Consider the following 24,452-nt stretch of genomic DNA (forward strand, 5'->3'; position numbering starts at 1 on the left):
CCATACCCGTGACCCAGGCCATACGTACGGGTAACTTCCCTGACAGCCCAGCCAGACCACCCGGTACGTCAATGGAGCCGTGATGCCCGAAGCCGTGATCGTCTCAGCCGCCCGCTCCCCCATCGGCCGCGCCGTCAAGGGCTCCCTCAAGGACCTCCGCCCGGACGACCTGACCGCCACGATCATCCAGGCCGCCCTGGCGAAGGTCCCCGAGCTGGACCCGAAGGACATCGACGACCTGATGCTCGGCTGCGGCCTGCCCGGCGGCGAGCAGGGCCACAACCTCGGCCGCATCGTCGCCGTGCAGATGGGGATGGACCACCTGCCGGGCTGCACCATCACCCGGTACTGCTCGTCCTCCCTGCAGACCTCCCGCATGGCCCTGCACGCCATCAAGGCGGGCGAGGGCGACGTCTTCATCTCGGCCGGCGTCGAGATGGTCTCCCGGTACGCCAACGGCAGCTCGGACATGCCCGGCACGCACAACCCGATCTTCGCCGAGGCCGAGGCCCGCACCGAAGCGACCGCCCAGTCCGAGGGCTCCACCTGGCACGACCCGCGCGAGGACGGCCTGCTGCCCGACCCGTACATCGCGATGGGCCAGACCGCCGAGAACCTGGCCCGCGCCAAGGGCGTCACCCGCCAGGACATGGACGAGTTCGGCGTCCGCTCGCAGAACCTCGCCGAAGAGGCCATCAAGAACGGCTTCTGGGAGCGCGAGATCACCCCGGTGACGCTCCCCGACGGCACGGTCGTCTCCAAGGACGACGGCCCCCGCGCCGGCGTGACGCTGGAGGGCGTCCAGGGCCTGAAGCCGGTCTTCCGCCCCGACGGCATGATCACGGCAGGCAACTGCTGCCCGCTGAACGACGGGGCCGCCGCGCTCGTGATCATGTCCGACACCAAGGCCCGCGAGCTGGGCCTCACCCCGCTCGCCCGCATCGTGTCGACCGGCGTCTCCGGCCTGTCGCCCGAGATCATGGGCCTCGGCCCGGTCGAGGCGAGCAACCAGGCCCTGAAGCGGGCCGGGCTGACCATCGACGACATCGACCTGGTGGAGATCAACGAGGCGTTCGCCGCCCAGGTGATCCCCTCCTACCGCGACCTGGGCATCCCGCTGGAGAAGCTGAACGTCAACGGCGGCGCCATCGCCGTCGGCCACCCCTTCGGCATGACCGGCGCCCGCATCACCACCACGCTCATCAACTCCCTCCAGTTCCACGACAAGCAGTTCGGCCTGGAGACGATGTGCGTCGGCGGCGGTCAGGGCATGGCCATGGTCATCGAGCGCCTCAGCTGAGCGCCTGACCGTAGCCGCCATAGCACCCACCGTGAGGCCTTGGCCCAGAACCCCGGAAACTCCGGGGTTCTGGGCTGTTTTGTGATCCAATCTCCCTCAGGATGTGACCTATCTCCCTCTACACGCAGAGAAGCCCAGGTCACACCAGCCCCACCCCCTCCCCCGGCACCGAAGCCCTGTCCGTTTCGTGACGTTACGCACTGACAGCTGGTTAGTCCGCCCTTCAAGCTGATGTAGGAAGTCGGGGGTCGACTTTGAACCGGGAGTACGTCAGTGAGCGCCATGCCGATCGCGTTGCTGGTCACCACGGCCGCCACGGGCGCCGTGGGCGTCGCCGTCCTGCGCACCGTCCTCCAGCTGCGCCGACAGGTCGCGGCCCTGCACACCGCGCTGGCCGAGAACCGCGCCGCCACCACCCGTGCCCTGCTGCCCGCCGCCCGCACGTCGGCCGACACCGACGAGATACGGGCCGCCGTGGCAGCGGCGCTCGCGGAGGAACGCGAGCGGGAGCTCGCCGAGGCACGGGCGTTCTGGGCCGCCCAGGAGGCCCGTGACGCCTCCGACGTGCCGCCCCTGCTGGGTCTGCCCGACACCGACCTGTTCCTCCCCCGGCAGGCCGATTTCGCGGGTCTGGAGCCGGTGTCCGAGCCCGGCGCGGACACCGAGGAACCGGCCGCGGAGTCCCCGGAGCTGGCCGCGGCCCGCCGCCGCCACCCCTCCCACCCGGACTTCGTGCCGACGCAGTCGCCGGTGGTGAACGACCACGAGCGCACGGTCGCCACGCTGGAGGAGCTGGCCGCCCAGCGCGTGGAACTGACGGACGTCCGCCCGGGCCCCCTGGGCACCCTCGACGTCTACGTCTTCGCCGACGGCACGACCCTGTGCATGACCCCGGGCCACCGGGAGACGGCGGAGCACCTGGCCGAGGCCCTGCGCGCGGGCAAGACCCCGGTCCTCCTGGGCGGCTCCGGCATCTCGGGCGCCTACACCCTGACGTTCGAGTGCGGCGAGGAAAACGTCTACATCCTGGCCGACAGGGTCATAGCGTCCCTGTAGTCAGGGGCGCGGAGCTGTATCGATATGCGGCTCCGCCGCGCGGGCGCGACCAGCCACGAACTACCCGCACCCGCGAACGGCGCTAAACCCCCGCCCGCTTCTGCGCCTCCTCCACCAAGCGCACCGCTTCATCGACGTCGGCGTCAGCGGGAATCACCACCGCCAGATCATGCCCGGCAACGGTGATCTGATCTGCCGCTGCAAACATCCCCGCATCCGGCATCTCCCGAGGCTCCAGCCCCTCGAGCACCTGCGCCCTCCGGGCCAACTCCCGGGCCAGCCCGAGAGCCTCAGCGGCAGCGCCCCGCTGCAACCGGCTCTGGGGCGCAGCCCTCAAACGATCGGCGAAGTGATCCACCGCACGGGTCAGAGGCGTCGTATCAACCACGCCGCGAGCGTACGCGTCGCACCGGGACTGTTGCCAACGGGCGAACACTCAGGCACGGTGACCTGAAGGACCGGCTTACATCCCAGCGTCCGGAGGCGCCGATGTCCCAAGTCTTCTCCGAAGAGACCCATCGCAACATGCTCGCCCGCATCCCCCACTGCACCGGTCGTGATATCTCCGACTGGTTGCGCACCGTCGAAGAAGGCCCGGCACTCTTCCGTTTCGAGGAAAAGGTCAGCTGGCTCCGGCACGAACACAATCTCGCGTACGGCCACGCCAAGGCGATCGTCCACGAGTACGACCTGAGGAGGGCCGCGCGCAAACTGCTCTAGGAGCGCACCCACGACGAAGGGCCCCGGCGATGCCGGGGCCCTTCGCGTACGACTCGTACGACTGGTCGGTACTAGTCGTTGCTGTTGAGGATCGAGATGAGCCTCAGGAACTCCAGGTAGATCCACACCAGCGTCAGCGTGAGGCCGAAGGCCGCGAGCCACGCCTCCTCACGCGGGGCGCCGTAGGCGACGCCGTCCTCGACCTGCTTGAAGTCCAGGGCGAGGAAGCAGGCTCCGAGGATGATGCCGATGACGCCGAAGACGACACCGAGGGCACCGCTGCGGAAGCCGAGGCCGTCACCGCCGCCGAACACCGCGAACAGCAGGTTCACCATCATCAGCAGGATGAAGCCGAGCGCGGCCGCCATCACGAAGCCGTAGAAGCGGCGGTTGACGCGGATCCAGCCGGCCTTGTAGGCGATCAGCACACCGGCGAAGACCGCCATCGTGCCGATCACGGCCTGCATGGCCGCGCCGTCGGCGATGCGGCTGTCGACGATGTTGGACACGACGCCGAGGAAGACACCCTCGAACGCGGCGTACGTCAGGATCAGCGCGGGCGAGGCCTTGCGCTTGAAGGACTGCACGAACGCCAGGACCATGCCGATCAGCGCGGCGCCGATACCGATGCCGTAGCTACGGCTGATGTTGGCGTCGTCGACCGGCAGCAGGGCCCAGGAGAGCGCCGCGGTGAGGATGAGCACACCGAGCGTGCTCGCCGTGCGCAGGACGACGTCGTCGATGGTCATCCGGCCGGTGGTGGCCGGGGCCTGCGGCGGCGCGCCGTACTGCTGGTCCTGCTGGGCGTAAGGGTTCTGCGCGTAAGGGTTCTGCGCGTAGGGGTTGCCCGTCGGCTGTGCGTACGGGTTGCCCTGGGTGGCGACAGCGGGACCCCCGGCCTGCGGCGCGGTGTTGAAGCCCGCGTAGCCGTTGTCGCGGCTGAACCCCCGTCGCGAGAAGACCGGGTTTCTGCTCCTCATTTCACTCCTCCATGGCCAACACTGCGTGACCTTGGCTCAAGAGTAATAGGTAGGCAAAGGAAAGACCCTAGTGCTTGGGGAGGATCTTTCCCTCGTCGTGGTGCGCAACACGCTACGCGGCTTCGTGATTCCCCTCATCGGAGGGGGTCATTCATCACCAAGCTGCGACACGTCCGGAACCGGACGGAGATCACCCGCTGACGCCGTCCTTACGCCACCCGGGCCATCACCCGAACGGGAAGCCCGTGTACCCCTCGGCCAGGTCCGTCTCGGCGGCGCGGGAGGAGGCGATGCGGGCCAGCCGGGCGAGCTGGAGCCGGTCCTCGAAGCCGGTCGCGCCGGGGGCGCGGTGCAGGAGGGTCGTCATGTCGTAGGAGAACCGCTCGGCCTGCCAGACCCGGCGCAGACAGGTCTCCGAGTAGGCGTCGAGCAGTTCCGGTGAGCCGGTCTCCCGCTGGTGGCCCAGGGCCCGGGCGAACGTCACGACGTCACCGACGGCGAGATTCAGCCCCTTGGCGCCGGTGGGCGGCACGATGTGCGCCGCGTCGCCCGCGAGGAAGAGGCGGCCGTGGCGCATGGGCTCGTGGACGTAGGAGCGCATGGGCGTGACCGACTTCTGGGTGATGGGGCCGCGCTCCAGCCGCCAGTCGTCGGCGGTCTCGAAGCGGCGCTCCAGCTCGTCCCAGATCGCCTCGTCGCTCCACGCCTCGGCGTCGGTGCCGTCGGGCACCTGGAGGTAGAGGCGGGAGACGGACGGCGAGCGCATGGAGAGGAGGGCGAAGCCGCGGTCGTGGCGGGCGTAGACGAGCTCGTCGTGCGAGGGCGGCACGTCGGCGAGGATGCCGAGCCAGCCGAAGGGGTACGTACGTTCGAAGACCTGGACCAGTTCGGCCGGGATCGCCTTGCGGGCCACGCCCCAGAAGCCGTCACAGCCGACGACGTACGCGCACTCCAGGACGTCCTCTCGGCCCTCGTGCCGGAAGCGGACGCGCGGGGCGTCGGTGCCGGCGTCCTCCACGGCCAGCGCCTCCGCCTCGAACAGCAGCGGTCCGCCCTCGGCGAGCTGGAGGGCGATGAGGTCCTTGCAGACCTCGGTCTGGGCGTAGACCATCACGGAGCGTCCGCCCGTGAGGGCGGGGAAGTCCACGCGGTGACGCCTGCGGTCGAAGCGCAGTTCGATGCCGTCGTGGCGCAGCCCCTCGCGGTCCATGCGCTGCCCGGCGCCGGCCGCGCGCAGCACGTCCGCGGTGCCCTGCTCCAGGATCCCGGCGCGCTGCCGCCGTTCGACGTAGGCGCGGTCGCGGCTCTCCAGGACGACCGAGTCGATGCCGGCGTTGTGGAGCAGCCGGGCCAGGAGGAGGCCGGCGGGGCCGGCTCCGATGATGCCGACGGTGGTGCGCATCGGGCGACCCCTTCCCATCCGTTCGTCCATGCGTTCGTCAGGTGAAAATTCCTTCACCGTTATCGGATGTGAGTCTCTGACGGCATGCGACCGCTGTCAACGGTCACGCCGTGAACTTCTCAATGGACCACACAGGGATCGGAAGGTGCCCGGAGCCGGACTCGAACCGGCACGCCCGCGAAGGGGCAGCGAGGTTTAAGCTCGCCGTGTCTGCATTCCACCATCCGGGCAGGCCATGGGCTCCGCATCGAGGTTCCGAGACTATCGGGACGTGTCCCCCGAACAGCGGAAGGGCGGACCGATGTTGTCTTATTTTATTGACGTCTGAGGGTGCATCAGCACACGGAACGCGCCATCCGCACTTGCCAATAGCCTTGCGTGCGGCCGTCGGCAGCGCAGCCGGAATGACGGAATTTCACCGCTCGAACGAGGGCACTCCACCTGTTCTTGACACTTGACCACCCGTTTCCCCGACATCCGGAACGCGCGGTTCCCGACACCCGGTCCCCTCAGGGGCGTTCGTCATCCCCAGGTATGACTCCGCCGCTCGCGGTCAGACCGGAGTCGGCCCTCGGAACCGGAACAACGGGTGACTACACGGCGGCGTGGGCCCCGGACGATGGAACGAGTCCCAAGAACAACGAGTCCTTCCAAGAACACCGTCGTCCGACAGGAGTGCCATCCCGTGACCACCGCACCGCTCACCGACCGGGCCACCACCGTGGCCGCGCGCGCCACGGATCTGTCGAAGATCTACGGACAGGGTGAGACCCAGGTGGTCGCCCTGGACCGGGTCTCCGTCGACTTCCGGCAGGCCGAGTTCACCGCGATCATGGGCCCCTCCGGCTCCGGCAAGTCGACCCTGATGCATTGTGTGGCCGGTCTCGACACCTTCTCCTCCGGGTCGGTGCGCATCGGCGACACCGAGCTCGGCTCGCTGAAGGACAAGCAGTTGACGAAGCTGCGCCGGGACAAGATCGGCTTCATCTTCCAGGCGTTCAACCTGCTGCCGACCCTGACGGCCCTGGAGAACATCACCCTTCCGATGGACATCGCGGGCCGCAAGCCGGACAAGGAGTGGCTGGACTCCGTGATCCGGATGATCGGTCTGGCGGACCGGCTCGGCCACCGGCCCTCCCAGCTGTCGGGCGGTCAGCAGCAGCGCGTCGCCGTGGCCCGGGCGCTGGCCTCCCGGCCCGAGATCATCTTCGGGGACGAGCCCACCGGAAACCTCGACTCGCGCTCGGGCGCCGAGGTGCTGGGCTTCCTGCGCAACTCCGTGCGCGAACTGGGCCAGACGGTGGTGATGGTGACCCACGACCCGGTGGCCGCGGCCTACGCGGACCGGGTGCTCTTCCTCGCGGACGGCCGGGTCGTCGACGAGATGTACGGGCCGACGGCCGAGTCGGTCCTGGACCGCATGAAGGCGTTCGACGCCAAGGGCCGCACCAGCTGATCCCCCGTCAGGACCGACAGGACTGAGAAGAAGAAACCCATGTTCCGTACCGCCTTGCGCAACGTGCTCGCGCACAAGGCCCGGCTCCTGATGACCGTCCTCGCCGTGATGCTCGGCGTGGCCTTCGTGTCGGGGACCCTGGTCTTCACCAACACCATCTCCGACGCCTTCCAGAAGAGTTCCGCCAAGGGCTTCGACCAGGTCGACGTCGCCATGACGGCGGACTACCAGGAGGCCGAGGGCGACCGGGTCGGCAAGCTCCACGACCTGACCCAGGCGACCCTCGACAAGAGCGAGCGGGTCCCCGGGGCCGCGTCCGCCATCGGCGTCGTGCAGGGCTTCACCGCCCTCGCCGACAAGGACGGCAAGCTCATCGGCGACGGCTTCCAGTCGCAGGGCGGCAACTACTGGGGCGCCAAGGACCCGCGCTACCCCCTGGTCGGCGGTCACGCCCCCAAGGGCCCGGGCGAGATCCTCATCGACTCCGCGACGGCGAAGCGCGCCGGGTACGAGGTCGGCGACACCCTCCGCATGTCGGTCGACGGGCCGGTCCTGACCCCGAAGATCACCGGCATCTTCACCACCGACGACGGCAACGTAGCGGCCGGCGGCAGCCTCACCCTCTTCGACACGGCGACCGCCCAGAAGCTGTTCGGCAAGGCGGGCGTGTACGACCAGATCGACGTCAAGGCGAAGCCGGGCGTCTCGCAGGCCGCGCTGAAGGCGGAGCTGGACAAGGCGCTGCCCGAGGGCACCGTCTCCACCACCACCGGCAAGCAGCTCGCCGACGACCAGGCGCGGACGATCTCCGAGTCGATGAGCGGCATGCGGACGGCCCTGCTGGTCTTCGCCGGCATCGCCCTGTTCGTCGGCACCTTCATCATCGCCAACACCTTCACCATGCTGGTCGCCCAGCGCACCAAGGAGCTGGCGCTGATGCGGGCGGTCGGCGCCTCCCGCCGGCAGGTGACGCGGTCGGTGCTCGTCGAGGCGTTCGTCGTGGGCGCGGTCGCCGCCGTGGCCGGGCTGGTCGCGGGCATCGGCATCGGAGCCGGGCTGCGCTCCCTGATGGGGACGTTCGGCGGGTCCGTGCCCGACGGGCCGCTGGTCATCAAGCCCACCACGATCGTCGCCGCGCTCGCGGTCGGCATCCTGGTCACCATGCTGGCGGCCTGGCTGCCGGGCCGCCGGGCCGCGAAGATCCCGCCGGTGGCGGCCATGAACAGCGTGCACGCCAAGGCCACGACGAAGTCGCTGGTGCTGCGCAACACGCTGGGCGCCCTGGTCTCGGCCGCGGGCGTGGCGGTGGTCCTCGTGGCCACGACCATGGACGGTTCGGACGGCCAGCTCCCCATGGGCCTCGGCGCGGTGCTGCTGATCACCGGTGTGTTCATCCTCACCCCTTTGCTGTCCCGCCCGCTGATCGCCGCCGCCGCGCCGGTGCTGCGCGCCTTCGGGGTCTCCGGCAAGCTGGCCCGGCAGAACTCGGTGCGCAACCCGCGCCGTACGGCCGCCACCGCCTCCGCGCTGATGATCGGCCTGACCCTGATCACCGGCATGACGGTGATGGCGGGCAGCCTCCAGCAGGCCATCGAGAAGATGGCGTCGTCGTCGATCAAGGCGGACTACGTGGTGTCCATGGCGAACGGCAACGCGCTGTCGCCGGACGTCGAGAAGAAGCTGGAGCGCACCGACGGCGTCACCGCCACCAGCCCGATGCTCAACGCCGTCTCCCGGATCGGCGGCCGGACCGAGTACCTGACCGGCGTCAACGGCGCCGCGATCGGCGACCTGGCCGGCCCGAAGGTCGACACCGGTTCCTTCAAGGTCGGCGGCACCCAGGCCGTCGTGGACAGCGAGACCGCCAAGTCCTTCGGCTGGAAGGCCGGTTCCGCCTTCACCGTGTCCTTCGAGGACGGCAAGAAGCAGAAGCTCACGGTGGCCGGCACGTACGAGAGCAACGACTTCCTGAGCGGCATCCTGCTCGACGAGAAGATCCTCGCGCCGCACGAGTCGGACCCGTACAACATGAAGGTCATGGTGAAGACCGCCGGCGGCACATCCGGTGCCACCCAGGACAAGCTGGAGAAGGCCCTCGGCACCAACCCGGCCGTCAAGGTCCAGGACAAGCAGGACATCTCCAACGAGATCGCGCAGATGTTCACGCTGATGCTGAACATGGTCTACGGCCTGCTCGCCATGGCGGTGATCGTGGCGGTCCTCGGTGTCATCAACACCCTGGCCATGTCGGTCTTCGAACGCTCCCAGGAGATCGGCATGCTCCGGGCGATCGGCCTGGACCGCAAGGGCATCAAGCGGATGGTCCGCCTGGAGTCCTTGGTGATCTCCCTGTTCGGCGCGGTGCTCGGCATCGGCCTGGGCGTGTTCTTCGGCTGGGCGGCCGGTGAGCTGCTGGCCACGAAGATGGCGACCTACGAACTGATCCTGCCCTGGGCACGGATGGGGATCTTCCTCCTGCTGGCCGCGACGGTGGGTGTCCTCGCCGCGCTGTGGCCGGCCCGGCGGGCGGCCCGCCTGAACATGCTGGAGGCGATCAAGGCGGAGTAGCGCCGGACATGCGAGGGCCCCTTTCCCCGGTGGGAAAGGGGCCCTCGACGTCTCGGGTGCGGTCCCGGTTCTCCTCTCCCCGGCCACCACACCGCCCGGCCCCGGTCCGCGTCGGCGGGGACCGGGGCCCTGCCACGATCAGTTCCAGGTGCGGGCGCGCAGCGGCATGCCCGACGCCCCGGACTCGGGGGTGCGGACGGCCAGGACCTGGTTGACGCCGATGCGGTTGCGTTCGAAGGCGAGCGCGGAGGCGGCCATGTACAGGCGCCAGACGCGGGCCCGGCCCGGGCTGGTGAGCTGGACGGCACGCTGCCAGCCGGCCTCCAGACGGGCGACCCACTGCCGCAGGGTGAGGGCGTAGTGCTCGCGGATCGACTCGACGTCGCGCACCTCGAACCCGGCGCGCTCCAGCATCGCGACGGTCATGCCGACGGGCTGGAGCTCCCCGTCGGGGAAGACGTAGGAGTCGATGAAGGCGTCGACGTCGTACGCCGTCTCGTCGCGCTGTGGGCGGCGCGCGATCTGGTGGTTGAGGAGCCGCCCGCCGGGCTTGAGCAGCCCGTGCAGATCGCCGGCGTAGTCCAGGTACCGCTCGGCGCCGACGTGTTCGGCCATGCCGATGGAGGAGATCGCGTCGTAGGGCCCGTCGCGGACGTCGCGGTAGTCCTGGACGCGGATCTCGACCTTGTCCGTGAGGCCCTCGTCGGCGACGCGCTTGCGGGCGTAGGCGGCCTGCTCCTGGGAGAGGGTGACGCCGACGACACTCACGCCGTGTTCGCGGGCCGCGTGGATGGCCATGGAGCCCCAGCCGCAGCCGACGTCGAGCAGCCGCTGACCGGGGGTCAGGCCGAGCTTGCGGCAGACCAGCTCGAGCTTGTCGTACTGGGCCTGTTCGAGGGTGCTGTCGGGGCTGGGCCAGTAGGCGCAGGAGTACACCATGGACGGCCCGAGGACGATCTCGTAGAAGTCGTTGCCGACGTCGTAGTGGTGGCTGATGGCGCGTCTGTCGCTGCGCTTGGTGTGCAGGTTGCGGCGCGGCCGGCGGGCCTCCTCGCGGGGCGGGGCGGGCGGCAGCGGGGTCCCGGCGAGCTTGACGAGCCCGCGTACGGCGGTGCGGACCTCGGGGTCGCGCAGGGCCTGGGCGAGGGTGCGGGCGTCCTCGTCGCGCTCCCAGATGTGGCCGGCCAGCAGGTCGAGGGTGGTGTAGAGGTCGCCGTCGATGTCGAGATCGCCCGCCACCCAGGCCCGGGCCAGGCCCAGTTCGCCCGGCTTCCACAGCAGGCGGCGCAGCGCGCGGCGGTTGCGTACGACCAGGGTCGGCGCGCCCGGCGGGCCCGCCTGCGAACCGTCCCAGGCGCGGATGCGCACGGGTAGTGGTGCTCCCAGCAACTGTGCGAAGAGGCCCTGGAGCCGCGGCGCGGCGTCTGCCATGGTGTACACCTCCGTGACGGGAATCCCGGAATGTCCGACACCACGTAAACACCTGCGGGGCCTTCGCGCAGTCCCCGGCACGCGTCATGACTGGGCAAAACCACCACGCCGAGGGAACGGGAACGCCGAAGGACCTCCCGCACCACGGATGGCGGGAGGTCCTTCGTCAGGCGGGTGACCGACCGGAGGTCAGGAGGCCTTGGCCTTCTCCTCGGTCTTCTCCTTGGCCTTGGCCTCGGACTTCTCCTTCGGCGCGGCGGCGACCGGGGCCGGCTTGGCGGCCTCGTAGAACTCCTCGCGCGGCGTCTCGATGGCGCCGAGCGAGACGACCTCGCGCTTGAGGAACATGCCGAGCGTCCAGTCGGCGAAGACGCGGATCTTGCGGTTCCAGGTCGGCATCGCCATGCCGTGGTAGCCACGGTGCATGTACCAGGCGAGGCGGCCCTTGAGCTTGATCTTCATCTTGCCCATGACGATCATCGCCACGCCCTTGTGGAGGCCGAGCCCGGCCACCGCGCCCTTGTTGGCGTGGGAGTAGTCCTTCTGCGGGAAGCCCCGCATGCCGGACAGGACGTTGTCGCCGAGGACGCGGGCCTGCCGCAGCGCGTGCTGCGCGTTCGGCGGGCACCAGGCGTTCTCGTTGCCCGCCTTGCGGCCGACGAGGTCCGGGACCTGGGCGTTGTCGCCCGCGGCCCAGATGTAGTCGGTGCCCTTGACCTGGAGCGTGGTCTCGCAGTCCACGTGGCCGCGGGGCCCGAGGGGCAGGCCGTAGCGGGACAGGACCGGGTTCGGCTTGACGCCGGCGGTCCAGACGATGGTGTTGGAGTCGACCTCCAGGCCGTTCTTCAGCACCACGTGGCCGTCGACGCAGGAGTCCATGGAGGTGGACAGGTAGACCTCGACGCCGCGGCCCTCGAGGTGCTCCTTGCCGTACTTGCCGAGCTTGGGGCCGACCTCGGGGAGGATCTTGTCGGCGGCGTCGACCAGGATGAAGCGCATGTCCTCACGGGACACGTTCTTGTAGTACTTCGCCGCGTCCCGGGCCAGGTCCTCGACCTCGCCGATGGTCTCCGCACCGGCGAAACCGCCGCCCACGAAGACGAAGGTGAGCGCCTTGCGGCGGATCTCCTCGTCGGTGGTGGAGTCGGCCTTGTCGAGCTGCTCGAGGACGTGGTTGCGCAGGCCGATGGCCTCCTCGATGCCCTTCATGCCGATGCCCTGCTCGGCGAGGCCGGGGATCGGGAAGGTGCGGGAGACCGCGCCGAGCGCGACGACCAGGTAGTCGAAGGGCAGCTCGTACGCCTCGCCCACCAGCGGGGCGATCGTGGCGACCTTGCGGTCCTGGTCGATGGTGGTGACCCGGCCGGTGAGGACCTCCGCCTTCGGCAGCACGCGTCGCAGCGGGACGACGACGTGGCGCGGGGAGATGTTGCCGGCGGCGGCTTCGGGGAGGAAGGGCTGGTAGGTCATGTACGACCGGGGGTCGACGACCGTGACGGTCGCCTCTCCGTAACGCATCTTCTTCAGAATGCGTCGAGCTGCGTACAGGCCTACGTACCCACCGCCTACTACGAGGATCCTGGGACGCTCCGTGGTGCTCATGCCATCGAGTATCCACCCGCCTGAGGGGGGTGGATCGTGCGCCCCTTCACAAGCTCGGGTGGGGTGTGTGTTATCCTCCGCGGCTCGCGTGATCCATGTCATGGTGACAACCGGGAGCCTTTATGCACCCCGGACCGTTGTCAATGCCGCGTGAGCTGCCTCTCTGCACCCGAGGACCCTCCGTGAGGCCCTCCCGGGGCGCCCCTTCCCGCACCTCTCCGGACACCTCCATACCATGCTTCTGAACATGTTCAAAGGCCTGTTCAGCCCCCGGACGGGTCAACCGGACCCCTCTGATCGCTCGGGAGGGCCGAATTCCTTGTGAAGAACTTCACGAACTTTTCCGACGGGCTGCCGCCGGGGGGTCACCCGGACTCCCCGGAGGCGCTCATTCGTGATCCATGCCTGCTCAGAAGCGGGCTAGGCGACGGACCAGGCGATGCCGTCGAGGATGTCGTGCTCGCTGACGACGACCTCCTCCGCGCCGATCCGCTCCATGATCGACAGCAGGACGAGGGCTCCCGCCCCGATCACGTCGACCCGGCCCGGGTGCATGGAGGGCACGGCCGCGCGCTCGGCGTGCGTGGAGCGCAGCAGCCACTCGGTGATCTCGCGGACCCGGTCGTGGGAGACACGGGAGTGGTGGATGGCGGCCGAGTCGTACTCGGGCAGATCCTGCGCGATCGCCGACACGGTCGTCACGGACCCGGCCAGGCCCACCAGCGTGCGGGCCTCGCGCAGCGGAACCGTCTCCTCGGCGAGGTCGAGGGCGGCCTCGATGTCCGCCCGCATCGCCGCGATCTGCTCCGTGGAGGGCGGGTCGCTCACCACCCCGTCCCGGACCAGGTGCCGCTCGGTCATGCGGACACAGCCGATGTCCACCGAGCGGGCCGCACGGACATGGTCGTCGCCGACGACGAACTCGGTCGAGCCGCCGCCGATGTCCACGACGAGGTAGGGCTTGGGCAGGTGGTCGCGCCCGGCGAGCTCCTTGGTGGCGCCGGTGAAGGAGAACTCGGCCTCCTGGTCCCCGGAGATCACCTCGGGCTCGACGCCCAGGATGTCCAGCACGCCGTGCACGAACTCGTCCCGGTTCTCGGCGTCCCGGGAGGCGGAGGTCGCCACGAACCGCAGCCGCTCCGCCCCGTGCTCCTTGATGATCCCGGCGTACTCGCGGCACGCCGCGAAGGTCCGCTGCAGCGCCTCGGGGGCGAGCCGGCCGGTGCGGTCGACGCCCTGCCCCAGCCGCACGATCGTCATCCGTCGGTCCAGGTCGACCAGCTCGCCGGTGGCACCCGCGCCGGAGGCGCCATCGGACACAGTGGCGTCGGCGACCAGGAGCCGGATGGAGTTCGTACCGCAGTCCACGGCGGCGACACGGGTCACTGGGCGTCCTCCTCGACGGTCGTCACACACGCACCCTTGCGCCACCACTCCGGCAGCATCGCCAGCGCCTCGTCGCCCAGCGGGTTCACACCCGGCCCCGCGGCCAGCGAGTGCGCCACCAGCACGTGCAGGCACTTCACCCGGTCCGGCATGCCGCCCGCGCTCGGGAAGTTCTGCAGCTCCTCGATCTCGTCACGGCGCCGGATGTAGTCCTCGTGCGCCGCCCGGTACGCCGCCGCCAGCTCCGGGTCCGAGGCCAGCCGCTCGGTCATCTCCTTCATCACGCCGTTCGCCTCCAGCGTGCCGATCGCCGAGTTCGCCTTCGGGCACGTCAGGTAGTACAGCGTGGGGAACGGCGTGCCGTCCGGCAGCCGCGGGGCCGTCTCGACGACGTCGGGCTGCCCGCACGGGCACCGGTGCGCGATCGCGCGCAGGCCGCGCGGGGGCCGGCCGAGCTGCTGCTTGAAGGCCTCGACGTCCGCGTCGGTGGGCTCGGTGCGCGGAGTGGTCGGCGGGGGCGTTTCCATGACTGTGTTCAGGCTGTCTTTCTCTGGGTGTTCTCTCGGGTCACTTCACTGGTCGGAGGCGTCGGCCTTGTCGACCCCGTCCCAGACGTTCGAGTACCAGGGACGGTCGGCCGCCCCGAGGTCGGCGTGCGACTGCCTCGCCGCGTGCGGGTCGACGACGATGAATCCCGTCTCCCCCGGCATGACGTAGTGCAACCGCTTCCGGATCTGCTGCTCCGCGTACGCGTCGTCCTGCCAGCGCGCCTTCTGGTCGCGCAGCCGTTCGACGCGCTGCCGGGCCTGCTGCTGTTCGCGCTGGAGGTCGTCGATCTCGGCGCGCTGCGAGACGTACTCCCGCATCGGGTAGGCCAGGGCCACGATCAGCGAGCACATCACCAGGGCGAGCAGCGCGGCCCGGCCGGTCAGCCGGGAGCGGCGGGCCTGGCGCTTGGTCTGGGAACGGTAGACCCGGGCCGCGGTCTGCTCGCCGAGCAGCCGGATCCTGGTCGCGGTGGAGAACCGGTCCCGGTCCTTCACGGCCATGTCTGTCCGCCTCCCGCTCCACCGTCATACGCGCGTACGTCCCCGGACACGGTACGGGACCGCGTACGGGGACGTACGTACGACGCTGCGTCTTGTGGCCGGGTCAGCCCTTGAAGCGCGGGAACGCGCTGCGGCCGGCGTACACCGCCGCGTCGTCGAGGATCTCCTCGATGCGCAGCAGCTGGTTGTACTTGGCGACGCGCTCGGAGCGGGCCGGGGCGCCGGTCTTGATCTGGCCGCAGTTGGTGGCGACGGCCAGGTCGGCGATGGTGACGTCCTCGGTCTCGCCGGAGCGGTGGGACATCATGCACTTGAAGCCGTTGCGCTGGGCCAGCTCGACGGCGTCCAGGGTCTCGGTCAGAGAGCCGATCTGGTTGACCTTGACCAGGAGCGCGTTGGCGGCGCCCTCCTCGATGCCGCGGGCGAGGCGCTCGGGGTTGGTGACGAACAGGTCGTCGCCGACGAGCTGGACCTTGTCACCGAGCTTGGCGGTGATGGTCTTCCAGCCCTCCCAGTCGTCCTCGAACAGCGGGTCCTCGATGGAGACGAGCGGGTACGCGTCGACGAGCTCCGCGTAGTACTCGGTCATCTCGGCCGCCGAGCGCTCCTTGCCCTCGAAGGTGTAGACGCCGTCCTTGTAGAACTCGGACGCGGCCACGTCGAGGGCCAGGGCGATCTGCTCGCCGGGGGTGTAGCCGGCCTCGTTGATCGCCTCGAGGATGAGGTCGAGGGCCTCGCGGTTGGAGCCGAGGTTCGGGGCGAAGCCGCCCTCGTCGCCGAGGCCGGTGGCCAGGCCCTTGCTCTTCAGAACCTTCTTCAGCGTGTGGTAGACCTCGGCGCCCCAGCGCAGGGCCTCGGAGAAGGACTCCGCGCCGATCGGGGCGATCATGAACTCCTGGATGTCCACGTTGGAGTCGGCGTGCGAGCCGCCGTTCAGGATGTTCATCATCGGCACCGGCAGCAGGTGCGCGTTCGGACCGCCCAGGTAGCGGAACAGCGGCAGGTCGCTGGCCTCGGAGGCTGCGTGGGCGACGGCGAGGGAGACGCCGAGGATGGCGTTGGCGCCGAGGGAGCCCTTGTTGTCGGTGGCGTCCAGGTCGAACATGGCCTGGTCGATCAGGCGCTGCTCGGTGGCGTCGTAGCCGACGAGCTCCGGGCCGATCTGCTCGATGACCGCGAGGACGGCCTTCTCCACACCCTTGCCGAGGTAGCGGTTCGAGTCGCCGTCACGCAGCTCGATGGCCTCGAAGGCGCCCGTGGAGGCGCCGGACGGGACGGCGGCACGACCGGTGCTGCCGTCGTCGAGGCCGACCTCGACCTCGACCGTGGGGTTGCCTCGGGAGTCCAGGATTTCCCGGGCTACGACGACGTCGATGGACGGCACGAGCATCTCCTTCTTCATGTGACGCGGGTACGCGGGCCGCGGGGGCCCGGCGAGGCGCGGGCCGCGGTGGCTCGCGACATGAGCCTAACCGGCTCCGGGCGATCGGCCACCGGGTCGCCCACCCCATGGACAGAACCGAGAGTAAATTGTTTCCGAACGGAACAAAGCCGGATCGCAAAGACCGGCAGAAAAAGACCGGCAGAAAAAACCCCGCCCCGGCGCGCACGGGGGGTGACGCGCCGGGGCGGGGAGCCCGTGGGGGACGGGGGTGGGCCGCTGCTTACTTCAGGTGCAGCTGCTGGCCCGGGTAGATCAGGTTGGCGTCCGTGATGATGTCCTTGTTCAGGTCGAACAGCTTCTCCCAGCCGCCCTCGACCTTCTGCTCGGTCGCGATGGAGCTGAGGGTGTCACCCTTGACGACCTTGTACTCGCCGTCGCCCTTCTTGACCTTCTTGCCGGTCGGGGTGGTGACGGTCTTCTGGGTCTTCTGGGTCTGGGCCGGGCGCTCGTCGGAGCGGGAGGCCGGCTGCTGCTCGGTCTGGCGGGTCTCGGTGGAGCCGCTGCTCTGCTCGGAGCCGCCGCTGTAGCCGGCGCTCGACAGGCCCTTGCCGCAGACCGGCCAGGCACCCTTGCCCTGGCTCGCGAGAACCTTCTCGGCGATCTCGATCTGCTGGGACTTGGTGGCCTGGTCGGCGGTGGAGGCGTACTTGGTGCCGCCGTAGCCGGACCAGGTGGAGGCGGAGAACTGCAGACCGCCGTAGTAGCCGTTGCCGGTGTTGATGGACCAGTTGCCGCCGGACTCGCACTGGGCGACGGCGTCCCACTCGGAGGCGGTGGCGGCGGAGGCGTTGCCGGCCGCCATCAGCGGGGCGGCGACGGCGGCACCGGTGACACCGGCGATGGCGATGACCCGAGAGGCCTTGGACGGACGGCGGTGCGTGCCCTTGCCGGAAAACAGCATGGAGAGATCCCCTCACCGACGCCTGCGAGGTGAGCTGTCGGGTTCGGGCCGGTTGAGTTGCCCGGCCGCGTCCCTCCCGGGACGCGGCTTCACCCCAAGCCCTTCCGGCACAACCGGCCGGTAGGGCACTTACCTTGGGTCCCCCGCTCCTGCCTACGGCGCTTGACGCGACGACTGTTCCCGTGCGGCCGCTGGCAGGATTCGGCGTTGCGGCAGCCGGGGCTCGCGGTGACGAGCGGTCATGACCGTAGACATGAGATCCGCGGAATTTCAAAGACGATCAGGGCTTCTGAGATCTATCTCTCACCGCACCGATAAAGGACATTAGCCACGAACGGGGACGTGAACTCGCACGGTTTCGGGGTGACTTCCGCCCCCGTTTCCGTACTGCCCCACCGGCTACCGCTCGTCCGCTTCGACCCCTACCGTGAGCTTCTGACCGGGGCGGATGAGGTTCGGGTCGGTGCCGACAGCCGTCTCGTTCCCGACGTAGAGCGCGTGCCATCCGCCGCTGAGGTCAAGAGAGTTCGCGATGGACCAGAGGCTGTCGCCGGGGCGGACGGTATAGGAGCCGTCCGCCACCTCCCGGGCGGCCTCGCCGTCGCGCGAGGCGTGCCGTCCGGCGGACCCGGACGGACGGCCGTCCTCGGCCTTGGCGTCCTCGTCGGCGCTGGGGCCGCGGTGGCGGCCGGAAGTGGTGTCGGTCGGGGCGGAAGAGCGGTCGTCATGCGGCGACTTGCCGGGCTCGCCACTCTCGGGAGTGGGTGACGGGGAGCTGCCGGGCTCCTGCTCCTGCGACTGATCCCGGGGCTGGTCCTGGGACTGCTCCCGGGACGGATCCTGCGACTGGTCCTGCGTCGAGGAATCGGAAGAATCAGGTGACTTGTCGGAGTTGGTGGTTTCGTCCGACTCGGAGGAGTCGAGCAGTCCGGGCGAGTCCGTCGGAGCGGACGAGTCGGACGCGCCCGAGCCCTTGTCCTGTTCGAGGCCGGAGAGCAGACCGCAGGTGCGCCAGGCGCCGACCCCCTGGTCGGCGAGGATTCTCTCGGCCACGGCTATCTGCTGGGAGCGGCTGGCCAGGTCGGCGCTCGGGGCGTAGTCGAGGCCGCCGTGGTTCTCCCAGTCCTCCTGGGACAACTGGAGGCCGCCGAAGTATCCGTTGCCGCTGTTCTGGCTCCAGGCGCCGCCGGTCTCGCAGTCCGCGACCCGGTCCCAGGTCGTGCCGTCGGCCGCGCTGGCACCGGAGGCTCCGAGGAGCGGGATCGCGATGGCGGAGCCGGTGACCCCGGCCGCGACGAGGAGAGCCGGAGCCTGGCGGGGGCGACGGTGCCGACCGTTCCCGGAGAGCATACGGAGACCTTTCGCGAGACAGCAGTGACCGGCGCGGCGCAGGGTTTCCCGGGCCGCGCTGATGATGGGTGAACGTATCGGCAGACGATCACTTGTCACAAGTTCATGCCGCGCAGATCACGTGAAGATCACAGGCCTGACGGCGTGTCATGTTTATTCGGTGAGAACTCCACCGGCAGCGTGCGCAGCCCGCGCATGATGAGGCCGCCGCGCCATCTCAGCTCGGCCGGATCCGCGGCGAGCCGCAGGTCCGGAAGGCGGGTGAGGAGCGTGGCGAGCGCGCTCTGGCCCTCCAGGCGGGCGAGCGGGGCGCCGAGGCAGTAGTGGATGCCGTGGCCGTAGCCGAGGTGCTGGTTGTCACGGCGGGCGAGGTCCAGCACGTCCGGATCGGCGAACCGCTCCGGATCCCGGTCCGCGGCGGCCAGGACGACGAGGACCGGGTCGCCGGCCGCGATGTGCTGCCCGCCGATGGTGAGGGGCTGGGTGGCGAACCGCCAGGTGGCGAGTTCGACGGGGCCGTCGAAGCGCAGGAGTTCCTCGACGCCGGTCTCCAGGAGGCCGGTCTCCCCGGCGGCGAGGGACGCCTGGAGGCGCGCGCGCTGCTCGGGGTGGGTGAGCAGGGCGTAGGTCCCGTTGCCGATCAGGTTCACGGTGGTCTCGAAGCCGGCGAACAGCAGGATGAAGGCCATGGCCGCGGCCTCGTTCTCGGTGAGGTGCTCACCGTGGTCGGAGGCGCGGATCAGGCCGGAGATGAGGTCCTCGCCAGGGGCGGGCTCGTCGGGCAGCGCCTCCCGCTTGCGGTGGATGAGGTCGGCGAGGTAGCCGCGCATCTTCTTCACGGACCGCGCCACGCCGCCCCTGGGCCCGCCCTGATGACGGATCATCATCCCCGCCCAGTCGCGGAAGTCGTCCTGGTCCTCGCGGGGGACGCCGAGCAGGTCGCAGATGGCGTAGATGGGGAGCGGGAACGCGAACTCGTGGATGAGGTCGGCGGACCCCTTCCGCGCGAACCCGTCGATGAGGGTGTCGGTGAGCTCCTGCACCCGCGGCGCGAACTCGGCGACCCGGCGGGGCGTGAACGCCTTGGAGACGAGCCGCCGCAGTCGGGTGTGGTCCGGCGGGTCGATGTTGAGCAGGTGCGTCATCAGCTCGGCCTTGCGCTCGCCGGGGATCCCGGTCTTGCCCTTGGCGTGCGCGGGCTCGTCGTGATGCGCCGGGTTCTTGGAGAGCCGGTGGTCGGCGAGCGTCTGCTTGGCGTCGGCGTACCGCGTGACCAGCCAGGCCTCCACGCCGCTGGGCAGCTTGGTGCGGTGCACGGGGGCGTGCTCGCGGAGCCAGGCGTAGGCGGGGTAGGGGTTGCTCGCGAACTCCCAGGTGAAGAGGTCGGGAGCGGCGGCCGGGGTGCTGGGCTGGGGCTGGTCGGTCACTCCCCGACGGTATCCGGCTCCCCGCCCTCCCCCCCCCTCCCCTCCCCTTCCTCCCCTCTCCTCCCCGGCCGGTCTCAGCCCTGCTCCGCCTCCCTGATCGCGTCCCGGTACGCGCGGGCCGCCGCTCGCAGGGCCGCCTCCGGGTCGACGCCCTCCGCCTCCGCGCGGACGGCCAGGGCCAGCAGCTCGTAGCCGATGCCCTCGACCGGCGGGAGCGGTATGTCCAGGCCGGCGGTGCGGGCCCGGGACGCCAGCTTGGCGGCGAGGGCCAGGCCGGGCTGGCCGAGGGGGATGCCCTCGGTGATCGAGCTGCGCTGCTTCTCGACCGCCTTGGTGCGCAGCCAGTGCGCCTTGACCTCCTCGGGCGTGGTGGCCGTCTCGTCGCCGAAGACATGCGGGTGGCGGTGGATCAGCTTGTTCACGATGCCGGCGGCGACGTCGTCGACGGAGAAGGGGCTCTCCAGGTCGTCCTCGGCGATCCGGGCGTGGAAGACGACCTGGAGGAGGACGTCACCGAGCTCCTCGCGCAGTTCGTCGCGGTCGCCCTCCTCGATCGCCTCGACGAGTTCGTACGCCTCCTCGATGCCGTACTTGGCCAGGCCCTTGTGCGTCTGCTGGGACGACCACGGGCACTCGGCGCGGATACGGTCCATGACCTGGACGAGATCGAGCAGGCGGGCGCCCGGCAGGTCGTAGGACGCGGGGAGCAGCTCCAGCTCGGGCATGGCGACGCGGCCGGTGCCGGCGAGGCGGGCCAGGCCGTCCGTCAGGACCGGCTCGCCCTCGCCCGTCGCCACGACGACCAGCGTGCGGCCGCCGGCGCAGGCGTCGACCAGTTCCTCGGCCGTCGGCGACGCCTCGTCGACGGTGATCCCCGCCTCGCGCAGATACGGCAGCTGCGGGTGCGCGCCGTCCGCGCACAGCACCTGGTCGGCCGCGTGCAGCGCCTGCCAGGCGGGCCAGGACAGCAGGCCGGGGGCGACACGGTGGCTGGTGGTGAGCAGGACGATGCGGCCGGGGGCTTCGGGGCTGTTGGCGTTCACGATTCGAAGCTATCCCACGCCGCCGACAACCCCGGAAGTCATCCACAGCCCCTGGACAGGCCCCCTGGGCACCCAGGCACCTGGGCCCGTGCTCCTACATGTTCTGCTGCGCCTGCGCCGCCGACACGTCCCGTACCCACGGCGTCTTCGCGTCGGCGCGGCTGCTCTTCTGGACGTCCCAGGTGCCGTAACGCGGGTTGAGGTCGACGTTCAGGTCCTTGGATGCCTCGGACAGGGCCTTCCAGAACTCGGGACGGTTGGTGTCGGTGCCGAGCTTCTGCGCAAGCTTCTGGGCCTCCAGCTGGAGGCGGAGGTTCTCCTCCAGGCGCTGCGGCGGGATGCCGTACTGCTGGAGCCAGGTGGTCTCCAGCGCCTTGGCCCCGCCGGCCTGCTCCTCCAGGCCGGCCCGCATCTCCTGGATGTCCCTGCGGGTGACGGTGACACCGGCGTCCTGGGCGGCGCGGTGCAGCACCCGGTCGAGGACCATGGTGTGCAGGGTGTCGCGAGTGAGCGTGCCGGTGCCGGCGATGGCCTGCTGGTACTGGGCGTCGTCCCGCACGGCCGCCCGCTGGGCCGCGCGGACCTCGCCGACCCGGTCCTCCAGCTGCGAGACGGTGATCCGCTGGCCACCCACCACGGCCGCCGCGCCGGGATGCGCGTCGTTGCCGCAGGCGGTGAGAAGGGGCGCCGCGGCGGCGATCGCGGCGGTGAGGACGAGCGCGGTGCGACGGCGGCGGTGCAAGGAGACCTCCCGAGGAGATTGTGCGACGGTGCACAAGGTCTTGCGGTGATCGATGGTAGGCAGTGGCCAAGCTCTGGCCAACCCATTCGACCAACGATTCACCGGGACTTCCGGCACCGCCGCGCGGGCCGGGCCGGGAGGGGAGCCGCGTCCGGGGGGTCGGCGGGGTCCCCTCCCGGGGTCTCGGGGCCTCCGGATCTCCGGGCCTCCGGGACTCCGGGCCTCCGGATCTCCGGGCCTCCGGGCCTCCGGGACTCCGGGACTCCGGGACTCCGGGCCTCCGGGCCTCCGGGCCTCCGGGCCTCCGGATCTCCGGGACTCCGGGCCTCCGGATCTCCGGGACTCCGGATCTCCGGGACTCCGGATCTCCGGGACTCCGGGCCTCCGGATCTCCGGGACTCCGGATCTCCGGGACTCCGGATCTCCGGGACTCCGGATCTCCGGGACTCCGGATCTCCGGGGCTCCGGGGCTCCGGTCCCGTCAGGGCTCCCTGCGTTCCTGGACCCGGATTGCCGCTGCCAGCAGCCCGGCGGCGAGGAGTGCGACGTAGAGACCCGCCGCGTAGGGGCCACCGGGGAACGGCGTCCCGCCGGGCTGGCCCTGGAAGTCGCTGAGCGCGATGAAGGGCAGCCAGGCACCGATGTCGACGCTGAGCAGCCATTCGCCCGTGGCGCCCAGCGCGGGCTCGGCCACCAGGGACCACACCAGCACGACCGCCACGGTCGCGCCCCCGCTCTTGAGCAGCAGCCCGACCGCGAGTCCGATCACCGCGGTGATCGCGAACGCCACGGGGACGGTGAGGAGCTGGCGCCAGTCGAGTCCGGAGTGCGGGGTGAGCCGCGCGGTGGGCTCCGCCAGCGCCGCCACGGCGAGGCCACCGGCCATCAGGACCGCCCCGGCGAGTGCGGCGACCCCGGCGACGACCGCCGCCTTGCCCGTGAGCAGCCGCTGCCAGGACGGCACGGCCAGCCGGGAGGCCCAGATCGTGCCCGTGCGGAACTCCATGGTGGCCGAACGGGCGGCGAAGACCATGATGAGCAGCTGGGCGAAGGCCGGTCCCGTCAGGACGTCGGCGATGCCCGGCTCCTGTCCTTCCGCCGTCTCGCGCACCCCGAAGCCGCTCAGGGCGAGCGACACCGCGGCGGTGATGCCGAGGAACCACCACGTCGAGGTCAGCGACCGCAGTTTGTCGACTTCCGTCCGCAGTACGGCCGTGCTCATGCCCGGCTCCCTTCCACCGGCTGCTGTACGGAGCCCCGGTACTCGACCGCATCGGCCGTGAGCTTCAGGTAGGCGTCCTCGACCGTGCGGCGGCGCGGCGCCAGTTCGAACAGGGCCAGTCCGGCCCGGGCCGCCGCCCTGCCGATGTCCTCGCTGCTCATCCCGGAGACGAGCAGCGCATCGGCGCGGTCGGGTGCCTCGACGACGCTCGCTCCGTGCTCCGCGACCAGGGCGCGCAGCCGCTCCGGTTCCTCGGCCCGGAGGAGCACCTCCTCCGCGGAGCTGAGCGAGGTGAGGTCGGAGACGGAGCCCTGGGTGATCAGTTTCCCGCGTCCGATCATCACCACGTCGTCCGCCAACTGGGCCATCTCGGCGAGCAGATGGCTGGAGACGAAGACGGTGCGTCCCTCGGCCGCCAGTGCGCGCAGCAGTCCCCGCATCCAGGCGATGCCCTCGGGGTCGAGGCCGTTGGCGGGTTCGTCGAGGACGAGGACGCCCGGATCGCCCAGCAGCGCTCCCGCCAGCCCGAGGCGCTGTGCCATGCCGAGCGAGAACCCGCCGACCCGCTTGCCCGCCACGTCGGCGAGCCCGACCTGGGCGAGCACCTCGTCGACCCGCTGGACGGGGATCCGGTTGCTGCGGGCCAGCCAGGTCAGATGGGCGCGGGCGGAGCGCTTGGGGTGGGCCCAGCGGGCGTCCATCAACGCGCCGACGACCCGGAGGGGTTCGGGGTGCTCGTGGTAGGCGCGCCCGCCGATGAGCGCGGTGCCGGCGTCGGGCCGGGTGAGGCCCAGCAGCATGCGCAGGGTGGTGGTCTTGCCGGCCCCGTTCGGGCCCAGGAAACCCGTGACGGTTCCGGGTTTCACGGTGAAGGACAGGCCGTCGACGACGCGCTTCTTCGCGTACGTCTTGGCCAGCCCCGACACTTCGATCGTCGCCTTGGTCATCTCTGGTAACCCGCCTCAGGCCACGATCAGTTGGTGCACCAGGCCGAAGCTCGCGAGCAACAGGACGGCGACGACCCAGACGACCTTGCCGGGCGCGAGTCCGCGCCGTACGGCCTTGACGCACTCGGTGAGTCCGATCAGCGCCGCCAGGAGCCCGAGGCCGCCGATCACGGCCGCGGTGACGTACGCCCAGGTGTGCTCTCCCTGCCAGCGGAGCAGCAGCAGGGCCACAGCGAGCGGGACTACGGGCCAGGCGTCGCCGCGGACGGAGTCCGGGGCGTCCTGCCGCCGTGCCGGGAAGGATCCGTTGCTCATGTCTTCCTTGGTTTTCCTCGAGGGCTTGTCAAAAGGTCGGGTGCCGGGAAGGCGGGGTGGGGGGCCCGCCCGCCCGCGGGGTGGGCCGGCGCCCCCCCCCCCCCGGCGCCG

At 70.4% G+C, this 24,452-nt stretch carries 22 protein-coding genes, 1 tRNA gene and 1 riboswitch; of the genes, 5 read left to right on the top strand and 18 right to left on the bottom strand.

Features of this window, described 5'->3' with window-relative positions; genetic code table 11:
• Nucleotides 1–82 precede the first annotated feature (82 nt).
• Nucleotides 83–1,300 carry an acetyl-CoA C-acetyltransferase gene (locus ABZ192_RS30205; protein ID WP_356927645.1) on the top strand — a complete coding sequence of 406 codons (1,218 nt, stop codon included), beginning with the start codon at nt 83–85 and terminating at the stop codon, nt 1,298–1,300.
• A 273-nt stretch (nt 1,301–1,573) separates the two neighbouring features.
• Nucleotides 1,574–2,356, top strand: a complete 783-nt coding sequence (locus ABZ192_RS30210) for a hypothetical protein (protein WP_356927646.1) — start codon at nt 1,574–1,576, stop codon at nt 2,354–2,356.
• A gap of 82 nt (nt 2,357–2,438) precedes the next feature.
• Here ABZ192_RS30210 and ABZ192_RS30215 read toward each other — a convergent pair whose 3' ends face one another.
• The gene (locus ABZ192_RS30215; protein ID WP_356927647.1) at nt 2,439–2,744 is read right to left on the bottom strand and encodes a hypothetical protein; all 306 of its coding nucleotides are present in this window, start codon (nt 2,742–2,744) and stop codon (nt 2,439–2,441) included.
• Between the two features lie 101 nt (nt 2,745–2,845).
• Between ABZ192_RS30215 and ABZ192_RS30220 the strand changes: the two genes are divergently transcribed.
• Nucleotides 2,846–3,076, top strand: a complete 231-nt coding sequence (locus tag ABZ192_RS30220) for a DUF4287 domain-containing protein (RefSeq protein WP_306966512.1) — start codon at nt 2,846–2,848, stop codon at nt 3,074–3,076.
• 71 nt (nt 3,077–3,147) lie between these two features.
• Here the strand turns inward: ABZ192_RS30220 and ABZ192_RS30225 are convergent, their stop codons facing one another.
• The 3 genes from ABZ192_RS30225 to ABZ192_RS30235 all read right to left on the bottom strand — a co-directional run bounded on the left by ABZ192_RS30225 (nt 3,148) and on the right by ABZ192_RS30235 (nt 5,688).
• Nucleotides 3,148–4,056, bottom strand: a complete 909-nt coding sequence (locus tag ABZ192_RS30225) for a Bax inhibitor-1/YccA family protein (protein ID WP_356927648.1) — start codon at nt 4,054–4,056, stop codon at nt 3,148–3,150.
• 226 nt (nt 4,057–4,282) lie between these two features.
• Nucleotides 4,283–5,458: a 4-hydroxybenzoate 3-monooxygenase gene (locus tag ABZ192_RS30230; RefSeq protein ID WP_356927649.1), complete on the bottom strand. Its 1,176-nt coding sequence runs from the start codon at nt 5,456–5,458 to the stop codon at nt 4,283–4,285.
• A 146-nt stretch (nt 5,459–5,604) separates the two neighbouring features.
• Nucleotides 5,605–5,688: transfer RNA gene (locus tag ABZ192_RS30235), tRNA-Leu, on the bottom strand.
• A gap of 455 nt (nt 5,689–6,143) precedes the next feature.
• Between ABZ192_RS30235 and ABZ192_RS30240 the strand changes: the two genes are divergently transcribed.
• Entirely contained in the window at nt 6,144–6,914 is a 771-nt protein-coding gene (locus ABZ192_RS30240) for an ABC transporter ATP-binding protein (RefSeq protein WP_356927650.1), read from the top strand.
• 39 nt (nt 6,915–6,953) lie between these two features.
• Nucleotides 6,954–9,482: an FtsX-like permease family protein gene (locus ABZ192_RS30245; RefSeq protein ID WP_356927651.1), complete on the top strand. Its 2,529-nt coding sequence runs from the start codon at nt 6,954–6,956 to the stop codon at nt 9,480–9,482.
• A gap of 138 nt (nt 9,483–9,620) precedes the next feature.
• Here ABZ192_RS30245 and ABZ192_RS30250 read toward each other — a convergent pair whose 3' ends face one another.
• The 14 genes from ABZ192_RS30250 to ABZ192_RS30315 form a co-directional block, all read right to left on the bottom strand.
• Nucleotides 9,621–10,913: a cyclopropane-fatty-acyl-phospholipid synthase family protein gene (locus ABZ192_RS30250; protein WP_356927652.1), complete on the bottom strand. Its 1,293-nt coding sequence runs from the start codon at nt 10,911–10,913 to the stop codon at nt 9,621–9,623.
• A gap of 189 nt (nt 10,914–11,102) precedes the next feature.
• Entirely contained in the window at nt 11,103–12,515 is a 1,413-nt protein-coding gene (locus ABZ192_RS30255; protein ID WP_356927653.1) for an NAD(P)/FAD-dependent oxidoreductase, read from the bottom strand.
• A 420-nt stretch (nt 12,516–12,935) separates the two neighbouring features.
• Nucleotides 12,936–13,901 (bottom strand): Ppx/GppA phosphatase family protein, encoded by a 966-nt coding sequence (locus ABZ192_RS30260; RefSeq protein ID WP_356927654.1) that lies wholly within the window; start codon nt 13,899–13,901, stop codon nt 12,936–12,938.
• Nucleotides 13,898–14,428, bottom strand: coding sequence for a DUF501 domain-containing protein (locus ABZ192_RS30265; protein WP_356927655.1), 531 nt, complete (start codon nt 14,426–14,428; stop codon nt 13,898–13,900). Before ABZ192_RS30265 ends, ABZ192_RS30260 begins: the two co-directional genes overlap by 4 nt.
• 45 nt (nt 14,429–14,473) lie before the next feature.
• Entirely contained in the window at nt 14,474–14,950 is a 477-nt protein-coding gene (locus ABZ192_RS30270) for a septum formation initiator family protein (RefSeq protein WP_356927656.1), read from the bottom strand.
• A 103-nt stretch (nt 14,951–15,053) separates the two neighbouring features.
• Nucleotides 15,054–16,334 carry a phosphopyruvate hydratase gene (gene eno, locus ABZ192_RS30275; RefSeq protein ID WP_128092713.1) on the bottom strand — a complete coding sequence of 427 codons (1,281 nt, stop codon included), beginning with the start codon at nt 16,332–16,334 and terminating at the stop codon, nt 15,054–15,056.
• 280 nt (nt 16,335–16,614) lie between these two features.
• The gene (locus ABZ192_RS30280) at nt 16,615–17,295 is read right to left on the bottom strand and encodes a transglycosylase family protein (RefSeq protein WP_356927657.1); all 681 of its coding nucleotides are present in this window, start codon (nt 17,293–17,295) and stop codon (nt 16,615–16,617) included.
• Between the two features lie 4 nt (nt 17,296–17,299).
• Nucleotides 17,300–17,466, bottom strand: a riboswitch (cyclic di-AMP (ydaO/yuaA leader).
• A gap of 228 nt (nt 17,467–17,694) precedes the next feature.
• Nucleotides 17,695–18,645 (bottom strand): transglycosylase family protein, encoded by a 951-nt coding sequence (locus ABZ192_RS30285; RefSeq protein WP_356927658.1) that lies wholly within the window; start codon nt 18,643–18,645, stop codon nt 17,695–17,697.
• Nucleotides 18,646–18,773: 128 nt separating this feature from the next.
• Complete coding sequence (locus tag ABZ192_RS30290; protein WP_356927659.1) at nt 18,774–20,072, bottom strand: cytochrome P450; 1,299 nt, start codon at nt 20,070–20,072, stop codon at nt 18,774–18,776.
• A gap of 74 nt (nt 20,073–20,146) precedes the next feature.
• Entirely contained in the window at nt 20,147–21,115 is a 969-nt protein-coding gene (locus tag ABZ192_RS30295) for a nucleoside triphosphate pyrophosphohydrolase (RefSeq protein ID WP_356927660.1), read from the bottom strand.
• Between the two features lie 94 nt (nt 21,116–21,209).
• Nucleotides 21,210–21,857, bottom strand: coding sequence for a SurA N-terminal domain-containing protein (locus ABZ192_RS30300; RefSeq protein ID WP_356927661.1), 648 nt, complete (start codon nt 21,855–21,857; stop codon nt 21,210–21,212).
• Nucleotides 21,858–22,338: 481 nt separating this feature from the next.
• Nucleotides 22,339–23,079, bottom strand: a complete 741-nt coding sequence (locus ABZ192_RS30305; RefSeq protein ID WP_356927662.1) for a hypothetical protein — start codon at nt 23,077–23,079, stop codon at nt 22,339–22,341.
• Nucleotides 23,076–24,026 (bottom strand): ABC transporter ATP-binding protein, encoded by a 951-nt coding sequence (locus ABZ192_RS30310; protein WP_356927663.1) that lies wholly within the window; start codon nt 24,024–24,026, stop codon nt 23,076–23,078. Before ABZ192_RS30310 ends, ABZ192_RS30305 begins: the two co-directional genes overlap by 4 nt.
• A gap of 15 nt (nt 24,027–24,041) precedes the next feature.
• Complete coding sequence (locus ABZ192_RS30315; RefSeq protein WP_356927664.1) at nt 24,042–24,341, bottom strand: hypothetical protein; 300 nt, start codon at nt 24,339–24,341, stop codon at nt 24,042–24,044.
• Between the last annotated feature and the right edge of the window lie 111 nt (nt 24,342–24,452).

Origin of the sequence: Streptomyces sp. NPDC006235 (assembly GCF_040613735.1) — a bacterium.
In the GTDB taxonomy this organism is placed as follows: Bacteria; Actinomycetota; Actinomycetes; order Streptomycetales; family Streptomycetaceae; genus Streptomyces.